At 42.0% G+C, this 17,268-nt stretch carries 14 protein-coding genes; all 14 read left to right on the forward strand.

Translation table 11 applies throughout. The annotated features are described in order from the left end of the window. Positions 1-1,105: 1,105 nt before the first annotated feature. The 14 genes from ACF8EG_RS11045 (at position 1,106) to ACF8EG_RS11110 (ending at position 17,249) form a co-directional block, all read left to right on the forward strand. On the forward strand, positions 1,106-1,564 hold the full coding sequence (locus tag ACF8EG_RS11045) for a nucleotidyltransferase domain-containing protein (RefSeq protein WP_069505259.1): 459 nt from the start codon (positions 1,106-1,108) through the stop codon (positions 1,562-1,564). 642 nt (positions 1,565-2,206) lie between these two features. After that, positions 2,207-2,974 carry a ribonuclease H family protein gene (locus ACF8EG_RS11050; RefSeq protein WP_069505257.1) on the forward strand — a complete coding sequence of 256 codons (768 nt, stop codon included), beginning with the start codon at positions 2,207-2,209 and terminating at the stop codon, positions 2,972-2,974. A 130-nt stretch (positions 2,975-3,104) separates the two neighbouring features. Beyond that, the gene (locus ACF8EG_RS11055; protein WP_052033873.1) at positions 3,105-3,320 is read left to right on the forward strand and encodes a hypothetical protein; all 216 of its coding nucleotides are present in this window, start codon (positions 3,105-3,107) and stop codon (positions 3,318-3,320) included. An 82-nt stretch (positions 3,321-3,402) separates the two neighbouring features. Further along, a complete protein-coding gene (locus tag ACF8EG_RS11060; RefSeq protein ID WP_139124713.1) occupies positions 3,403-3,591 on the forward strand; it encodes an HAD hydrolase-like protein in 189 nt (62 codons plus the stop codon). A 136-nt stretch (positions 3,592-3,727) separates the two neighbouring features. Continuing rightward, entirely contained in the window at positions 3,728-4,261 is a 534-nt protein-coding gene (locus ACF8EG_RS11065) for a cysteine hydrolase family protein (RefSeq protein WP_069505255.1), read from the forward strand. A gap of 140 nt (positions 4,262-4,401) precedes the next feature. Continuing rightward, positions 4,402-4,878 (forward strand): DUF2059 domain-containing protein, encoded by a 477-nt coding sequence (locus ACF8EG_RS11070; RefSeq protein WP_069505253.1) that lies wholly within the window; start codon positions 4,402-4,404, stop codon positions 4,876-4,878. A gap of 739 nt (positions 4,879-5,617) precedes the next feature. Further along, positions 5,618-5,977 carry a DUF6404 family protein gene (locus ACF8EG_RS11075; RefSeq protein ID WP_367835090.1) on the forward strand — a complete coding sequence of 120 codons (360 nt, stop codon included), beginning with the start codon at positions 5,618-5,620 and terminating at the stop codon, positions 5,975-5,977. A gap of 1,262 nt (positions 5,978-7,239) precedes the next feature. Beyond that, positions 7,240-7,995: a hypothetical protein gene (locus tag ACF8EG_RS11080; protein WP_139138449.1), complete on the forward strand. Its 756-nt coding sequence runs from the start codon at positions 7,240-7,242 to the stop codon at positions 7,993-7,995. A gap of 149 nt (positions 7,996-8,144) precedes the next feature. Further along, positions 8,145-8,639, forward strand: coding sequence for a GNAT family N-acetyltransferase (locus tag ACF8EG_RS11085; protein WP_069506695.1), 495 nt, complete (start codon positions 8,145-8,147; stop codon positions 8,637-8,639). Positions 8,640-8,847: 208 nt separating this feature from the next. Then, positions 8,848-9,138, forward strand: coding sequence for a YkgJ family cysteine cluster protein (locus tag ACF8EG_RS11090; RefSeq protein ID WP_079400291.1), 291 nt, complete (start codon positions 8,848-8,850; stop codon positions 9,136-9,138). A 297-nt stretch (positions 9,139-9,435) separates the two neighbouring features. Next, positions 9,436-10,920: a sigma-54-dependent Fis family transcriptional regulator gene (locus tag ACF8EG_RS11095; protein WP_140079436.1), complete on the forward strand. Its 1,485-nt coding sequence runs from the start codon at positions 9,436-9,438 to the stop codon at positions 10,918-10,920. A gap of 73 nt (positions 10,921-10,993) precedes the next feature. Next, positions 10,994-14,431 carry a DEAD/DEAH box helicase family protein gene (locus ACF8EG_RS11100; protein ID WP_392419454.1) on the forward strand — a complete coding sequence of 1,146 codons (3,438 nt, stop codon included), beginning with the start codon at positions 10,994-10,996 and terminating at the stop codon, positions 14,429-14,431. A gap of 119 nt (positions 14,432-14,550) precedes the next feature. Beyond that, positions 14,551-16,128 (forward strand): class I SAM-dependent DNA methyltransferase, encoded by a 1,578-nt coding sequence (locus ACF8EG_RS11105; RefSeq protein ID WP_206926134.1) that lies wholly within the window; start codon positions 14,551-14,553, stop codon positions 16,126-16,128. Beyond that, positions 16,125-17,249: a restriction endonuclease subunit S gene (locus ACF8EG_RS11110; protein WP_206926133.1), complete on the forward strand. Its 1,125-nt coding sequence runs from the start codon at positions 16,125-16,127 to the stop codon at positions 17,247-17,249. Before ACF8EG_RS11105 ends, ACF8EG_RS11110 begins: the two co-directional genes overlap by 4 nt. Positions 17,250-17,268: the final 19 nt, after the last annotated feature.

Here is a 17,268-nt window from a genome sequence, read left to right on the forward strand (position 1 = left end):
CTCTTTGGTGCGGCGACTTTTAGGTTAACTGGTCGAACTTTTTTGCAGAAACTCTGCTCGTTGAGTTTGTTGGTACAAAAGCCGATTTACTTGCTGAAATAACGTTTTCTCTGGTGTAGTAAGTTCCACGTGGTTTCATTGAGTAGCCGCTTTGAGACTAAGTCTGACTTAAGTGCATCAAAGCACATAAAGCTTATTGTTTTCAAAATTTGAAATAACGTAAAATCAACTCCTTGGGTTTGCAAACTAACAAACTGCTCAAGAGGGATTCGCAACGCGTGGCATTTTCACTATGCGTTGAATTTAGTGATTAAGGTGGTATGCGGTGGCTTCGGTATTGCGTTGCTCACCCCTTAACAGGGCGTTAAATGTATTGGAGGCATTTACGAGTGAATGAACTGTCAGAGAAAATTATCGATCGAACGGAAGAAATGTTCCTAGATACGATCAATATGGACATAGAAATAGTTAAAGACCGACTTTCCTATATTACTTGGCTTACGGCTATTTCAACTGCTGCTGTGACATTTTCTATTTCCGAACTTTCATCCTCGAACGATCTGGATATTCCCAAAATAGGGAGCTTTGAACTACATGTTGTTTGTTTGCTATTTATGTTTCTTTCAATCGTGTAGGGAGTTATAGCTAAGTATCAGGGACACCAAACGCTTTATTGCAATCGTATGCTTATAGCAATGGCTAAAATGCAACGTTACCCATTTTATCGAAAAGTCATGGAGGAAGATCCCGTGACATTTAGTCGGAAATTTCATAATTGTGAATACTTGGGTGATGAACGACAGAAACAGTTCAAAAGTTTCCAACGAATGACACAACGGTGGTATTCAGAGGCTAAATTATTGTATGTACAAGCCGCCTCATTAGTAATAGGTTATGCAGGCGTGACATTTGTTTTGCTAGAACTGTGGAAATACATTTAACAAAGCGTTTAAGGCGGACTCCCAACGCTTGGCATTTTGGGTTTGCTTCAGTTTTAGTGTTTACGGCACAATACTTTAAGTGTGGTGGTCTGCGTTGCTCACCACTTAACGCGGCGTTATGGCGCAGGGCAAAAATCAGCTAAGGTAAGAGAGTAAAAGTAGCTTTGAACTGGCTGAAAAGTCTTTTGGAATCGGAGAATATCGAGTACCAGATTGTCGGTGGATTAGCGGCAACGATTCATGGTGGTAGCCGTGAAATTGCAGATATTGACCTCTATATCCAAAATTCAGATGCAAACAAAATACTAGCTCGCGTTGCCCCGTATGTTTCCAAACCACTTACTCACTACTCGGAATATGGTTGGGATTTAGAGTATTTTCAGCTAATTTATCGAAATCAAAAAATTGAAATAGGCTTAGCTCAAAATACCAAAATTCAATCATCGCTGGACGGCTCGTGGCATCAGTTGGAAATCGACTTTTCAAAGTCAGTTGTTAAAAGCTATCAAGGCATCGAACTACAAGTTATCCCAGCTCATCAACTGGTAGAGTACAAGCGTATATTGGGTAGGGAAGTAGACCTAATTGACATTCAGCAGCTAGCTTCAAGTACAGCGCCATAACAAAGCGTTTAAGACAGATTCGCAACGCTCGGCACTTTCGGTTTGAATCTGCTTTAGTGTTTACGGCACAATGGTTAGGCTTAGTGGTGGCGTTGCTCACTACTTAACGCGGCGTTAACTTACTGCATATAAAACAAAGTCTTAAAGTTAGCTTGAAATCTGGTCTTTAGATTATTCAACATACTTGTTTAAGTCGCTTGTGAACGTCTCAAAAATTGCCAAAGCTATTCTGGGTTCTGGGTTCTGGGTTCTGGGTTCTGGGTTCTGGGTTCTGGGTTTTTAGTTGGCGCTATTGGCAATGGTGAACGGCGAAAATAGCAATTCCAATCCAAGCATCGGTGGGTGAATTTCCGTGAGACTCTCAGGATGACATTAATGGTTCAAATTCAAGCCAGTTCAAAGTTCGGCGTGGTTCCAAGGAAAGTTTCACTTTTCAGTTATAGAATCACTTAGTAAACAGGCTAAAGTATTGAAAGTAATAAGTTAACAAGGCGTTCAAGAGGGACAGTCAACGCGTGGCGAATTTGGTTCAAATCTTGGCATTTGTGTTTACGGTGGTAAATTGAAGTTTGGTGGTAGCGCGTTGCTGCCCCTTAACGCGGCGTTATGTGTGTCGGGTCAATTTGGATTTAGGAGTACAGTTTGGCTAAAAAGTATTATGTGGTTTGGAAAGGTCGAGAGACTGGCATTTTCACAACGTGGGCGAAGTGTAAATCATTAGTTGACGGCTTTGCGGGAGCAAGATTTAAATCGTTTGCAACTTTAGAGGAAGCGGAATCTGCGTTTGGTAAAAAAGCAAAATCAACAGCACCAAAGGCTCAAACTAAGATCGTTAAAAAATCTAGCAAGTTGAAATCAGTTCCTCTATCTCAAGAACAAATAGACGCAATGCCGTTTGAAGTGAAAATCTACACCGATGGTGCTTGTGAACCTAACCCTGGAGAGGCGGGGACGGGGCTTGCGGTATATGAGAATAACAAGCTAACTGAACTCTGGTATGGTTTGTACCAATCATTCGGTACTAACAATACTGCCGAGCTTCATGGACTCAATCAGGCACTATTACTTGCTAAGGAAAAGCTAGCAACAGGAAGTTCAGTTGGTATCTTTTGCGATTCAAAATACTCTATCGACTGTATTACAAAGTGGGCTAGTGGTTGGGAGAAAAAAGGTTGGACTAAGTCAGGCGGTGAAATTAAAAATTTGGACATAATTAAACCAGCTTATTCTCTCTACCAAGATATATCATCTCAAGTTACGATTCACCATGTGAACGGGCATGTTGGTATTGAGGGTAATGAGTTAGCTGATAGGATGTCCATCATAGCTATTGAGTCTCAAGACGAGGGTCTTTCTTTGTATAGAGAAACTCATAATATTCCTGAAATTTTAGCGTTGCGTACTGGTTGATAGACACACATAACAAAGCATTTAAGAGTGATTCGCAACGCTTGGCAGTTTCGCTTCGCTCAAGTATAGCCAACGTCGCTCACACCTTAATGCGGCGTTAGCTTTCTACAGAACTCAAAAGAGGTATTCAATGGATTTGAATAGATATGAATTGGTCATCTTTGATGCTGACGATACACTACGGGAGTGCACTGTTGAAGGTCAGTTTTATCCGCTTGCACAAGGGGAGTGGGTGTTAAAAGGTGATGTTTGTGATGTCCTCAGCAAATACGATTGGACATCCAAAAAATTTGGTATCGCGACAAATCAACCGGGTATATCTAGGGGGAGTTTACAGAGGAAGTAAGTCTTCAACTCCTTAATGATACGGTCATAGGCGTTTTTGGTTTTCTTCCGGATAGAGAAGCTATTCAGTTTGCCCGCATGCCATTGATGGTGAATGTGACTGTAGAAAGCCAGCAGGCGGAATGTTAAAGCGCATAATAGCGCATTTTGGTGTCGAGCCAGCATCGACGGTTTTCGTAGGTGATCGCCTTAAAGATAAAATTGCAGCGGAAAGCGCAAGTTGTGGTTTTATCTGGGTCCACGATCTTGTAAACGGAAGCTCCAAAAGCTAACAAACTGTTCAAGAGGGATTCGCAACGCGTGGCATTTTTACTATGCGTTGGTTTTAGTGATTAAGGTGGAATGCAGCGACATCGGTATTGCGTTGCTCACCCCTTAACAGGGCGTTAGCCCTATCAGAGGAAAACAATGAAATCTGCAGTATTAGTTATTGATGTTCAGTCGATTCTGTTCGACCCGGAACCTCAACCATTTGAATCACAAATCGTACTCACCAAAATTAATGAGGTTACGAAATTAGCGCGTGCTAAGTCTGTCCCAGTTATCTTTGTCCAGCACGAGCAACCTAAATCTGTTATTGAATACGAAAGCGTTGGTTGGGCATTACAGTCGAGCTTAATTACACGAACTGGTGACCATTTCGTTCGCAAAACAACACCAGACTCTTTCTTGAACACTAATCTTCAAAGTGTTTTGAATGAACTCGATGTAGATAGCTTAATTGTGTGTGGCTACGCCTCAGAGTTTTGCGTTGATACCACCATTCGCAGAGCAGCAGGTTTAGGCTATCCCGTAACGTTGGTATCTGATGCTTACACAACTCATGATAAGGAGCACGCCAGTGGGGCTCAAATTCGAGAGCACCACAATGCCACGTTACCTAATATTTCTAGTTTCGGTGTTAAAATCGAAGCGGTAGAGGCGTGCAAGCTTTGGGCATAGGGCTAACAAGCAATTTAAGAGTGATTCAGCACGCTTGGCATTTTTAGTTTGGGTTAAGTTTGGTGATTACGGTGGTTAAATTGAGTGTCGTGGTTGCGTGCTTCACACCTTAATTGGGCGTTAAGTGTAATGAGGGAGTTATGAGAAAAATCTTATTTCTATTATTGGTAGTTTCGACATCCGTATTTGCGGAATCAAGCCCAAGAGAGCTGTCGTTGAAACTGTATGATCTGATGGCAGTAGATGCTTCGGTAAAGCAGATGTCTGATTCAATGCGAAATATGCTAGAGAAGCAGGTCGAAGCAAACAAGAACATCCCTGATAGTAAAAAAGGTGATGCTCAAAAAATATTTAATGACATCATTAATCTTCAAATGAGCATTTATTCTGACCCATCAATAAAAGATCATATTGCTAGTGCTTACCAAGAAATGTATTCAGATGAAGAACTAAAAGGGTTAGTCGAATTTTTTGAATCACCTGCTGGGCAAGCTTTTGCAACCAAAGGAAGCCAGATATCACATTATTTGCAGAGCTTTATCCTTTCTAAGTTACAAGAAATTCAACCTAGTTTGAAAGCTAAGGAGCAGGAACTGCATAAGTTACTTGCGGATTAAAAATTACACTTAACAAAGCATTTAAGAGTGATTCCCAACGCTTGGCATTTTTCATTCCATCGTTGGGTTTTGTATTTACGGTGGTATGGTTAGGTTTCGTGGTGGCGTTGCTCACACCTTAATGCGGCGTTAGGCGACGGGCAGAAACTCATCTTCTTAGTTCTCTTTGAGTATTCGTTTTTCTAAGTTGGCAACTCAGTATTGTCGGCTCAAATTCTTGAATCTCTCCAGCCGTAAAACATGCCAATATTCGTTGGTTGCCTCATTGGTTTTCACAGTCGCTTGGTTGTGAGTTTAACTGGCTCAAAGTGTGGAAAGGGCAAGTTAATCGTAGCTTTCGTTTTTGCTATTAGCTCGTAGCTGTTAGTTTATCAGGTTCAAAAACTACTTAGTCGCTGCAAATTCGCATTTCGTGGTCGTTGGAATTTTGGCTGAAACATAGTGAGTTTGTGGTTCTTGAATCACAAAAAGTCAGTGGGTGTTTGGTTGCTTATTTGGTTTCGGGTAATCTGCTTTCAAAACAACTTAAACACAGGTGGAAAACTTCGCCTAACAAGGCGTTTAAGGCGGATTCACAACGCTTGGTATTTTCGGTTTGATTCAGCTTTAGTGTTTACGGCACAATGATTTAGGTTAGGTGGTAGCGTTGCTCACCACTTAACGCGGCGTTATGGTGCAGGGCATCTGCCTCACCTCATGACTGGTTGATTTTTTATTAGGTGACTACTGGAGTCGAATTTTGATAAATATAAATGAAATTGAGTTTATTCGAATGCATTTGATTGAGAAGGGAGTGCCTAATAATTTGGTGGGGCCTTCTCCATTTATTTGGTCGAAGTATATAAACCCCTTAGGCAAACCGTTCATTTTCCAGTCCGTAGATAAAGTCGTACTTTATAGTTTAAAGTGTGCAATTCTTTATGGTTGCGTTTCGTGGCTAGTTAAACGCGAACTGTCGCAAGGGCTATTAGTATCCTCGCTTATTTTTGCTGTAATCATGGGATTGATAATCTGGAATCAAATTGTGTGTTCACGGAAAAAATTGCAAGTAGAAAGTTGGAAACAATGGTGTATGGACAATTACAACTTAACACCATAACAAAGCGTTTAAGACGGATTCACAACGCTTGGCATTTTCGGTTTAAAATAAGTTTTGTGTTTACAGCACAATGGTTTAGGTTAGGTGGCTGCGTTGTTCACCACTTAACGCGGCGTTATGTGTCGGGTGAGTTTTTGAGGTTAATTCTACGATTTCATTGAGAATTCGTTCTGTATTTTCGGCAGGTTGGCTTGGTCGAACTGGATTCTTGAACAACCTAAGATTGATCGTTTTTAAGGTTCTTGGGTTGCCTCAATTGAGTTTTGGATCTGGTTTGTGTTGAGTTTCGTTGGTTTCAAATCGCTTTAATTGAAATGTCTTTTTGACTGATTTGCTTGCTGATATTCAGCTCTGAAAGTCTGGTGAAACAAAAGGTTTGGTTGTGGGTGAAAGGGCGCTTTCTTTGTCGTTGATTCTGTAAGTGGCTCTCTTTGGCTAAGATCGCTGTGAAATTTAGGTTTTGGTAAGCATCATTTTTGTACGTAACTTGTTAAAATCTCTTCATTTCTACGGTGGTTTACTTTGAATTCACGGTAAAATTCACATAACAAACAATTCAAGTGGATTCTCAACGCGTGGCAGTTTTACTATGCGTCAGGTAAAGTGTTTTACGGTGCAATGCAGCGGCTTGGTCAGTGCGTTGTTCACCACTTAATTGGGCGTTATGTGTTGGATGAGTTTTTGAGGTTAATTCTACGATTTTATTGAGAATGCGTTCCGTTTTTTCGGCAAGTTGGCTTGCTCGAAATGGATTCTTGAACAACCTGAGATTTATCGTTTTCAAGGTTCTTGGGTTGCCTCAATTAAGTTTTGGATCTGGTTTGTGTTGAGTTCTGTAGGTTTCAAATCGCTTTAATTGAAATGCTTTTTTGACTGATTTACTTGCTGATATTTAGCTCTGAAAGTTTGGTGAAGCAAAAGGTTTTGTTGTGGCTGAAAGGGCGCTTTCTTTGTTTTTGATTCTGTAAGTGGCTTTCTTCGGCTAAGATCGCTGTGAAATTTAGGTTTTGGTAAGCGTCATTTTTGTACGTAACTTATTCAAATCTCTTCATTTCTACGGTGGTTTACTTTGAATTCACGGTAAAATTCACATAACAAGCAATTCAAGTGGATTCTCAACGCGTGGCAGTTTTACTATGCGTTAGGTAAAGTGTTTTACGGTGCAATGCAGCGGCTTGGTCAGTGCGTTGTTCACCACTTAATTGGGCGTTATGCGCCAAAAATGTAGTTAAAGCAATACTATTTAAATGAGGATTTATGAATTGAAAAGAATGGTAGAAATAACACAAGATAGTGCTGGAGTTATCGAATACGGTAGTAGTGAGTTCGATGGCTTTTTCACTGGCGGCATACAAACATGTCTAATTGCTGTATATGAATGTGATAATGCTTGTATTTTAGTCCATGACTCAGGGCAGTTGAAAATTGGCGATATTACTAAGCTAATAAAGAAATATGGTGAGCTTAAAAGAGTTACAGTAGCTTTTGGGCCAGAACTCAATAGGCAACACCATCAAGTTAGGTTAGATAAAATATTTTCCAATTTAAACTACTCTGATAAAAATGTCGAAGTATTGGAACGTGATAAAAGTAATTTTGCATTCCTATTCTCAATTGATGGCTCAGCATCTACTATCGAAAATGTGAGACCAGAATCAGTTCAACCTATCCCCAATAAAGACAAAAGAATGTCAATGATTGAGCTAAATAATTTTTTCTTGGAACCTAATTCACAAAAGTTAGGTCTTGAGATTCAATTTTCAAAGGGCAAATATAATCCACCTCGTGGCTTAGACCTATCGTTGAAAGAAATGTTAAAAATAGTCAAAAGTCAGCCTGATTTTTTCTTTGCCAATTTGGGTTTCTTAGAAAAAGCACATAAATCCGAGATTATTTCGCTCCCTAAAGAACTCTTAGAAGTAGCGAAAAAGTTTAATGTTGAAAAATTTATGTATCGCCATTTGCTACCAGAAGAAATTTGTCAGCAAAATGTTGAGTTTAGAAAGTTTGTAAATTAGCCACGCATAACAATCTGTTTAAGAGTGATTCGCAACGCTTGGCATTTTTGCTATGCGTTGCGTTTTGTGTTTAAGGTGGTTTGCGGGAGCTTCGGTATTGTGTTGCTCACACCTTAACAGGGCGTTATGTGCTTTTGAGGAAAGTTGACATGGAAGTAGTAGAAGCGAGTCCAGATTTAGCTCCGATATTAGTGACTTACGCGAAAGAATGTTTGGAGTCGGGTATCCTTAAATATTCCAGCGTTGAGCAAGATCCTGAAGCTTATTTATTAGGTTTGGTTGAACGCTCTAAGGCAACTTCTGAGTTACCAAACGGGTATTTACCCAGCACAACTTATTATTGCGTATCTGACTTTGAAATCTTAGGTGCTATTCGAATTCGTAAAGGTACTAATGCCAACGTAGAAAATGTCATTGGGCATGTTGGCTACGAAACTAGGCCGTCAGCTCGTGGTAAAGGTGTAGCCTCATTTCTCCTCGCTTGGGTGCGAGACCATGTTGTCACTGACTCAGTTATTGTTACTTGTTCAATTGACAATCCAGCGTCCCAAAAGGTTATCGAAAACTGTGGCGGTGAGTATCTTGGCAACTACACAAGTGAAAACGAGGGCACTGTAAGGCGCTACCGTTTAGCGCGCACATAACAAAGCGTTCAAGAGGGATTCTCAACGCTTGGCAGTGTTGGTTCAAAGTTTGGCTTTTGTGATTATGGCACAATGGTTTAGGTCAGGCGGTGGCGTTGTTCACCCCTTAACGCGGCGTTATGGCTCACAAGGTCCGCAATCTTAGAAATAAAGGTTGTTCACATCAAATTTACGGTATCATGCACAATTGACTAAACTGTAGTTACTTATGCTTATACCAACTAATACACCTTCTTCCTCAAATGTATCTTGCTCAAACTGCCAAGCTTGCTGCTGCCGCCTTGAAGTTATGATTATCTCGGATACTGGAGTGCCAGAAGAGTTCATCGCTCGTGATCAGTATGGTGGTGAAACAATGATGCGATTAAATGATGGTTGGTGTGCCGCTTTAGACAGAGACACTCTAATGTGTACAATTTATGAAAATCGTCCTTGGATATGCCGCGAATTTGAAATGGGTTCTAATGAGTGCTTAGACGAACGTGTTAAGTTCATATAGAACAACAGATTAACCTTTCTGTTCGTTCGTGAGTTGTAAGCCATAACAAAGCGTTTAAGAGGGACTTTAAATGTAGGTGTAAATATATGATTGTTAAGATATTTTCACTAACTAGATTCCGAGAGGGTAACAATTGGGGTGACAGCAGAATAAAGTGCGTAAATGTGATTCATGTCACGCAGTTCGTCTATTTTATTCATTGTGACATACTGCTCGATTGTGTTTAGTTGAATATCAACTAACAACCTATTGATGTAAACTCTATTGCCATAAGTAAAAATAGTTACGGGCGTAAAAATGGTAACCCTTCTCAGTTGGCTTGGCAGGACAGATCTTGATCAAATGAAGCAGGATAAGCCTGCTTCAATTGCAACGATCGCTCTTAGCGGAAAAACTCTAGATAGCATTATTATCCTTGCCAGTACATGGGAAGATGAATGGCACGACTATCAAGAGTGGTTGGAGAGAAAGCTAGCTTATGCAGGGCGCTCCAAGACCTCAGTGACTATCCAACGCGTTCGATTGGCATCACCAATAGACTATTCATCTATAACCCGGGTGATGCAAAAACAACTGAGTGAAGCTTCCTCTAACTCTGAACAAGTTTATCTTAACCTCACTTCTGGAACGCCAGCAATGGCTGTTGTTTCTGTCTTGCTCGGTAAGAGCATTGGGAAATGCCAGTTACTTCAAACATCACCCAAAGGTGAGTTAATTGAAGTTGATATACCTGTCGATTTCGCGACGGAATACACCAAATCCTCCACTAGCGCTATACAGTCACTAACATCAGACAGCCCTAAATTAAATCCCGCTTTTGAAGCTATAACAGCAAAGTCAGGCATCATGCAGCTTTTAGTGAAAAAAGCTCACAGACTTGCATTATCTGATTTACCTGCACTCGTACTGGGTGAAAGTGGATCAGGCAAAGAAGTCATGGCAACAGCAATTCACAATGCAAGCTCTCGCGCTGAAATGCCATTTAGAGCCGTTAACTGCGGTGCATTACCAGAGAATTTGGTCGACTCAATTCTCTTTGGTCACGTCAAAGGGGCGTTTACTGGAGCGGATAAAGATCACTCAGGGCTATTTGAACAGGCAAATGGCGGCACCTTGTTCCTTGATGAAGTGGGCGAGCTGCCACTCAATGTCCAAGTTAAATTACTTAGAGCGTTGCAACAAAAAGAAATTACGAGAGTCGGTGACGTTAAATCTAAGGTTGTTGATGTGCGCATTATTGCGGCCACGCACCAAGATTTGTTTCAGATGACATCGCAAGGAGCCTTTCGGGAAGATTTGTTTTACCGACTTGCCGTCGGGGTTATTGAAATGCCACCACTTAGAGCAAGAGCGGAAGACATTCCAGAACTCATATCAACACTAATGAGTGATATCAATCAACAGGCTAAAAAACATCCTCTGTTCAAAAGTAAGAAAATTTCCGCTGATGCAATAAATTTTGCAAAATCTTATCCATGGCCAGGAAATATTCGGGAGCTTTGGAATACTTTAAATAGAGCAGTTTTGTGGTCTGAATCGAATACGATTTCTGCCGAAGACCTCCGTTCGTCAGTGTTAAGTGCGGGAATGAGCCAATATTCACAGGGTGAATTTTCTGTACCAGGAGACATTCAGCAATATATTGATAATATTAAGAAAGATGCGGTTGAATTAGCATTAGAGTATAGTCGTAATAATAAATCCAAAGCAGCTGAAGCTCTAGGTCTAAAGAGTCATCAAACGTTAAGCGGTTGGATGACAAAATTAGGTATTGAAGAATAAGCAAGTAGGCTAAACAGGGTTGGCATACCCATTGCTCATTGAGGTCAGGAGTACAATAAGAGTGAAAACGTCAGTGAACTTTGAACATCTAAGAAAAGACTGGCCAGAACTGGCTGAACTGGGCGCATTTGCCGAAGCTTATGCAGTGACTGATCCTCAAAGCTCAATGGTTAAGCTTCGTTGCTATGTCGAAAAAATCGTTGGTTATCTTTACCGAGAGCTACGTTTACCTGTTTTGCCGAATGCGTCGGTTCACGACAAGCTGACCAGTGCCTCGTTTACTGCCATCATTCATAAAGATATTCTTGATAAGTTTCACGCTGTACGCAAAGGCGGAAACAAAGCTGCCCATGACGGATATGTCAATCAGCACGATGCGCTCTGGTTACTCAAAGAGTCTTACCTAATTGGTTGCTGGCTTTTCATCGCCTATGGCGATGGCTCCCAAGAAGAATGCCCTCGCTATACTCAACCTAATAATGCTCCGTTAGAGGGTGAGTCTAAAGCGGACTTTAAACGCAAAAACAAACAGCTGCAGCAAAAGCTCGCCCAGAATAATGAGCAGCTTACACAGGCATTAAAAGAGCTTGAAGAGGCGAAAGAAGCCCAGTTGTTGGCCCAGCAGACTGCTAGCAAGCTCAAGTTGGAAGTTGATCAAACCAAAGCTGATAAGCTAAAGCGCAACACCCTCAAGTTGAAAAACAGCTTTGACTTTAACGAAGCGGAAACTCGTAAACGTCTAATCGATTCTGAGCTAAGAAGTGAAGGCTGGGACGTTGCACTGGCAGAAGTAAGCACCGAACAAGTATCAAAAGAGTACGAAGTGGATGGTCAGCCGACTCAATCAGGCAAAGGTCGTTGTGACTACGTACTTTGGGATGACAACGGCAAACCACTGGCAGTTATCGAAGCGAAGAAAACCCGAGTGGATGCGAGAGCAGGGCAGGAGCAGGCCAAAATTTACGCTGATGCGTTAGAAAAACAAACGGGCCAACGTCCAGTTATTTTCTATACCAATGGCTATGACATCTGGCTATGGGATGATGTCCAGGGTTACGTACCACGCAAACTGTTTGGCTACTATTCTAAAGACAGCCTGCAATACCTGATCCAGCAGCGTGCGCTGAAGAAAGATCTCAACAGCACACCGATCGATACAGAAGTCGCAGGGCGACTCTATCAAATGGAGTCGATCACTCGTGTATGTGAACGATTTAGCGATAAGCACCGTAAAGCGCTGATCGTGCAAGCAACAGGTACGGGTAAAACGCGCGTTTCTATTGCATTGACCAAGCGTTTACTTGATGCAGGTTGGGCAAAGCGAGTGCTGTTCTTATGCGACCGTAAAGAGCTGCGCAAACAAGCTGCGAACGCATTTAATGAATTCACCAAAGAGCCGCTATTCGTTAAAGGAAAAAGTAAAAAAGATCTCGCGAGTAAAGCGCGTATCGTGATCGCGACTTACCCAGGTATGATGCAAACCTTCGAAGAGTTCGATGTCGGTCACTTCGATCTTATTATTGCCGACGAATCGCACCGTTCCATCTACAACAAGTATGGCGAGCTGTTTAAGTATTTTGATGCGCTGCAAGTGGGTTTGACGGCAACTCCAGTTGAGATGATCTCTCGCTCGACTAGCCAGTTGTTTGGTTGTGACTACAAAATGCCAACAGCGAACTACCCGCTAGAGCAAGCGATAGAAGAGGGTAACCTTGTTCCTTTCAAAGTCGTTTCCCATACCACCAAGTTCTTACGTGATGGCATTAAAGGCAATGAGCTAACTGATGAGCAGATAGCAGAGCTTGAGGATCAAGGTATCGACCCGAATGAGCTCGATTTTGATTCAAAGCTGGTCGATAAAGCGATCTTTAATAAAGATACCAACCGCCAGATCATCCGTAACCTGATGGAGCGCGGTCTTAAAGATGCCGATAACCAATTACCGGGTAAATCGATCATCTTTGCCCGCAGCATAAAACACGCAGAACTCATCGCGGACTTGTTTGGAGAAATGTACCCCGACCTTGGCGGTAACTTTTGCCGAGTCATCCACTCCAAATATGAACGTGCGGATGAATTGATCGACAATTTCAAAAGTGCTGAAGGCAACAAAGAAGAGATCACCATTGCGGTTTCTGTCGACATGCTCGATACCGGTATTGACGTACCAGAATGTATCAACCTCGTGTTTGCTAAACCAATCAAATCGAAAGTGAAATTTTGGCAAATGGTAGGTCGTGGCACCCGTTTGTGTGAAAACCTATACGGTCACGGTTTAGATAAAAAGCATTTCTTAATTTTCGACCACTGGAACAACTTTGAATACTTCAAAATGAACCCAGAAGAAGATGAAGGTGCAAAAGGTAAGTCTCTCGCGCAAAAGGTATTTGAAGCGCGGCTAAATTTGGCTGATGAGGCACTTAAACGCGCAGAAATGGATATCTTCGATTCGGTGATCCCGCAGATTAAAGCCGATATTGATTCGCTTAACGACAAAACCATCGAGGTGCGTGAAAGCTGGCAAATCAAAGCGCAGTTAAGTGATGAGAAAACTCTGCATCAAATGGCACCAGACACCAAAGAGTTACTGCGATCCACTATGGCACCTCTAATGCAATGGAAGCCGATTACTGGCGAGAGTGAAGCTTTGCGTCTTGATCTCCAATTCTTAGAGTTAGAGCTCATCAAACTCAAGCAGCCTTCCAAGGTCGATATTGTTGCGATGCCTATTATGGAAAAGGTAACCACACTTTCTATGCACCTTAACGAGGTGCGCAGCAAGGCCAATTCTATCAAGCAGGTGCAGCAGCCAAACTTTTGGAACGATGCTGACCATAATGTTTTAGAAACATGCCGAAGCGAGCTGCGAACGGTTATTCATTTGCGTGATAAAGGCGCGACACCGCCAACTAAGCCAACACCAGTATTGGACGTAAAAGAAGAAGCCGCTGAATATCGCACTGAAGAAGTGAAAACCGATATTGTGACGGTGGACTACCAGATCTATAAGCAGGAAGTCGAAAAAACGCTTTCACCACTGTTTGAATCTAACGAAGTGTTGCGGAAAATACGTGCGGGGCAATCGGTAACAGAAGCGGATTTAGATACGCTCAATGCGCTTGTACATACCCATAACCCAAGTGTCGATCTGGAAATCTTGAAAGAGTTCTTCCCTGAATCGACAGCAGGGCTCGATCAAATCTTACGTACCATCGTTGGAATGGACGCTAAAGCTATTGAGAAAGAGTTCACGGCCTTTGTGCAGCAAGTACATACGCACCTTAACTCAAGACAACAACGATTTATCGGCATGCTAAAAAATCACCTTTGCCGATATGGCAGTGTCGATATTGAGCAGTTGTACGACGCACCATTCAACCAAATCGATGATGCTGGTTTAGATGGAGTGTTCCCAATCCAAGCGCAAGCGGACGTGGTGGAACAGTTTGTTCGCCGCTTTAGTGTCCATTTGGGTGAGAAACAAGCAAGTGTCGAGAAAGTAGTGAATTAACCCTTTGGCAAAAGGAACCGGCTAAGTACACTACAACCAATTACATTGGTCGCTGCTTTTTCAGGTAAATAGTGAAACTGCCAGCGTCAATTGCCATAAAAGAATATAGAGAATAGATAATGATTACATCAGGCGCATTGAAGAGCCAAATTGACAAACTATGGGAAGAATTTTGGACAGGCGGGATCACCAACCCGCTAACCGTAGTTGAGCAAATCACATATTTGATGTACGCCCGCATGCTTGATATGAATGAGCGTAACGACGAAAAACGTAGTGCTCGTACAGGTAAGGCATTCTCACATAGATTCCCTGATGATAAGCAGCACATCCGCTGGGAAAACTTCCGCCACCTTGGGGCAGAGCAGCTTTACCCATTGGTAAAAGACGAACTCTTTCCGTATTTCAAAGAACTCACATCTGATGACACGCTGTTTGCAGACTTTATGAAAGATGCTCAGTTAATGATCCAAAAGCCATCGCTGTTAGTGAAAGCGGTTGAGCTAGTGAGTGAATTACCACTGGAAAACAAGGATGTAAAAGGTGACTTGTACGAGTATTTGCTGTCTAAATTGACTACCGCAGGTATCAACGGTCAGTTCCGTACGCCGCGCCATATTATTCGCGCCATGATTGAAATGCTCGATGTAGAAGAAACGCACCGAGTGTGTGATCCAGCTTGTGGCACGGGTGGCTTCTTGTCTTCGACCTACGAATACCTTTTAGAAAAGTACTCATCGCCTGAAGGTGTAGAGAAAGAGCAAGCGTTTGATACTGAAGGTAAGCCAGTACTCGACGTTCAAGGTAACCCGGTGTTTAACTACTTATACGCAGGTGACTTACTGTCTAACCGTTGGCATATTGATGAAGATATGTTCCATGGCTTTGATTTTGACTCAACAATGCTTCGCGTTGCGGCAATGAACTTGGTGATGCACGGTGTTAAACAGCCAGACATTCACTACCAAGATACCCTAAGCCAAAGTTTTATTGAGCGTTTCCCTGATGAAGCGAAAAACGGTTTTGATATCATCCTCGCCAATCCGCCATTTAAGGGTAGCTTAGATGAAGAAGATGTCGATCCTGCGATTCTAAAAGTGGTCAAAACCAAAAAGACCGAACTGCTGTTTGTCGCACTGATCCAACGTATGCTAAAAGTGGGCGGCCGCACTGCCACCATCGTCCCTGATGGGGTGTTATTTGGTAGCTCTAAAGCGCACCAAACGCTACGTAAACACCTAGTTGAAGATAACCAGTTAGAAGCGGTGATCTCGCTGCCAAGTGGCGTATTTAAGCCTTATGCGGGCGTTTCAACCGCTATATTAATTTTCACCAAAGGTGGCAGTACCAATAACGTTTGGTTTTATGATGTACAGGCTGATGGTAAGTCGCTCGATGATAAGCGCATCCCAGTCAAAGACAATGACCTGCCAGACTTGGTTAAGCAGTACAAAGCCTACCAAGCGGCGGTAGCCGATGGGCAGTCAACTGAACAATGGGCAGACAAAACACAAAAAGCCTTCTTGGTAGAGAAAAACGACATCAAAGCGAACAAATATGACCTGTCGATCAACCGCTACAAAGAAGTGGTCTATGAGCAAGAAAGCTATGAAGAACCCAAAGTGATTCTAGGTAAACTCAAAGCACTAGAGAATGAGATTCTGGCTGATCTTACTGAGTTGGAGTCGATGCTATGAGTTGGCCTTTAGTATCACTGCATGACTTATGCAGACCGAAGCAATGGAAAACTATAGCCTCAAGTAAATTACTTGAAAGTGGATATCCAGTTTATGGAGCAAACGGCACTATAGGCTATTACAGTGAGTTTACTCATGAACATCCTACTTTGATGATTACTTGTCGTGGAGCTACTTGTGGGAACGTCCATATTTCACGCCCGAAATCGTACATTAATGGAAATGCGATGGCTTTGGACAATCTAGATGAAAGTCAAGTATTTCTAAAGTATTTGTTTTATTACTTTAAAGCTCGTGGTTTTTCAGATGTTATTTCGGGTTCAGCACAGCCGCAGATAACGGGACAGGGTTTAAAGAAAGTTCAAATCCCACTCCCACCACTAGACGAACAAAAACGCATCGCTGCCATTTTGGATAAAGCCGATGCTATTCGCCAGAAACGCACACAAGCCATTGACCTTGCCGATGAGTCCTTACGCAGCGTGTTTTTGGATATGTTTGGTGATCCGGTGTCAAATCCGAAAGGGTGGGATACTAGTACATTAGACGAGTTGGCAATAGGGAAGTTTCAAAATGGGGCATATTTCCCTAAAGACCAATATTCAACGGAAGGTGTTGAGATGGTTCATATGAGCGATGCTTTTTATGATTACGTCCCAAGAGGCTCAATGAAGCGCGTAATAGTTGGTGATGCAGATCTTAAGAAGTATGAAGTAAACGCCAAAGATCTATTGATTTCTCGACGTTCTTTGAACTACGAAGGAGCAGCTAAGCCATCTCTGATAGAAGCTTCCGATGCCCCATTACTATTTGAAAGTTCATTGATTCGTATTACACCAAACCCTCAGTTAGTTAACAAGTTGTACCTCTTTTCCTATCTGTCAAACGAAATAGTGAAAGAGCATAAGATTCGAAAATATGTTACTGGCGCAACAATCAAAGGTATTAGTCAAAAGAACTTAGAAAAAGTAGAAGTGTTAGTTCCCCCTGTTGAGTTACAGGAAAAATTTGCTCAGATTTTTATTAAGATTGAAAAGATTAAAACTCAACTTCATCAACCTCTATTAAATAGGGATGTATTTGAGTCACTTTCCCAAAAAGCCTTTTCAGGCCAACTATAAATTTAAGAGGTATCTTCGG

The organism is Vibrio sp. YQ_11 (assembly GCF_043103065.1).
Classification (GTDB): domain Bacteria; phylum Pseudomonadota; class Gammaproteobacteria; order Enterobacterales; family Vibrionaceae; genus Vibrio; species Vibrio parahaemolyticus.

What these genes read in the sequence shown, in the direction of transcription:
- ACF8EG_RS11055 (WP_052033873.1), top strand. Translation starts at nt 3,105, where the DNA reads ATGGATTTGAATAGATATGAATTGGTCATCTTTGATGCTGACGATACA.
- ACF8EG_RS11065 (WP_069505255.1), top strand. Translation starts at nt 3,728, where the DNA reads ATGAAATCTGCAGTATTAGTTATTGATGTTCAGTCGATTCTGTTCGAC.
- ACF8EG_RS11070 (WP_069505253.1), top strand. Translation starts at nt 4,402, where the DNA reads ATGAGAAAAATCTTATTTCTATTATTGGTAGTTTCGACATCCGTATTT.
- ACF8EG_RS11085 (WP_069506695.1), top strand. Translation starts at nt 8,145, where the DNA reads ATGGAAGTAGTAGAAGCGAGTCCAGATTTAGCTCCGATATTAGTGACT.
- ACF8EG_RS11090 (WP_079400291.1), top strand. Translation starts at nt 8,848, where the DNA reads ATGCTTATACCAACTAATACACCTTCTTCCTCAAATGTATCTTGCTCA.
- ACF8EG_RS11095 (WP_140079436.1), top strand. Translation starts at nt 9,436, where the DNA reads ATGGTAACCCTTCTCAGTTGGCTTGGCAGGACAGATCTTGATCAAATG.
- ACF8EG_RS11105 (WP_206926134.1), top strand. Translation starts at nt 14,551, where the DNA reads ATGATTACATCAGGCGCATTGAAGAGCCAAATTGACAAACTATGGGAA.
- ACF8EG_RS11110 (WP_206926133.1), top strand. Translation starts at nt 16,125, where the DNA reads ATGAGTTGGCCTTTAGTATCACTGCATGACTTATGCAGACCGAAGCAA.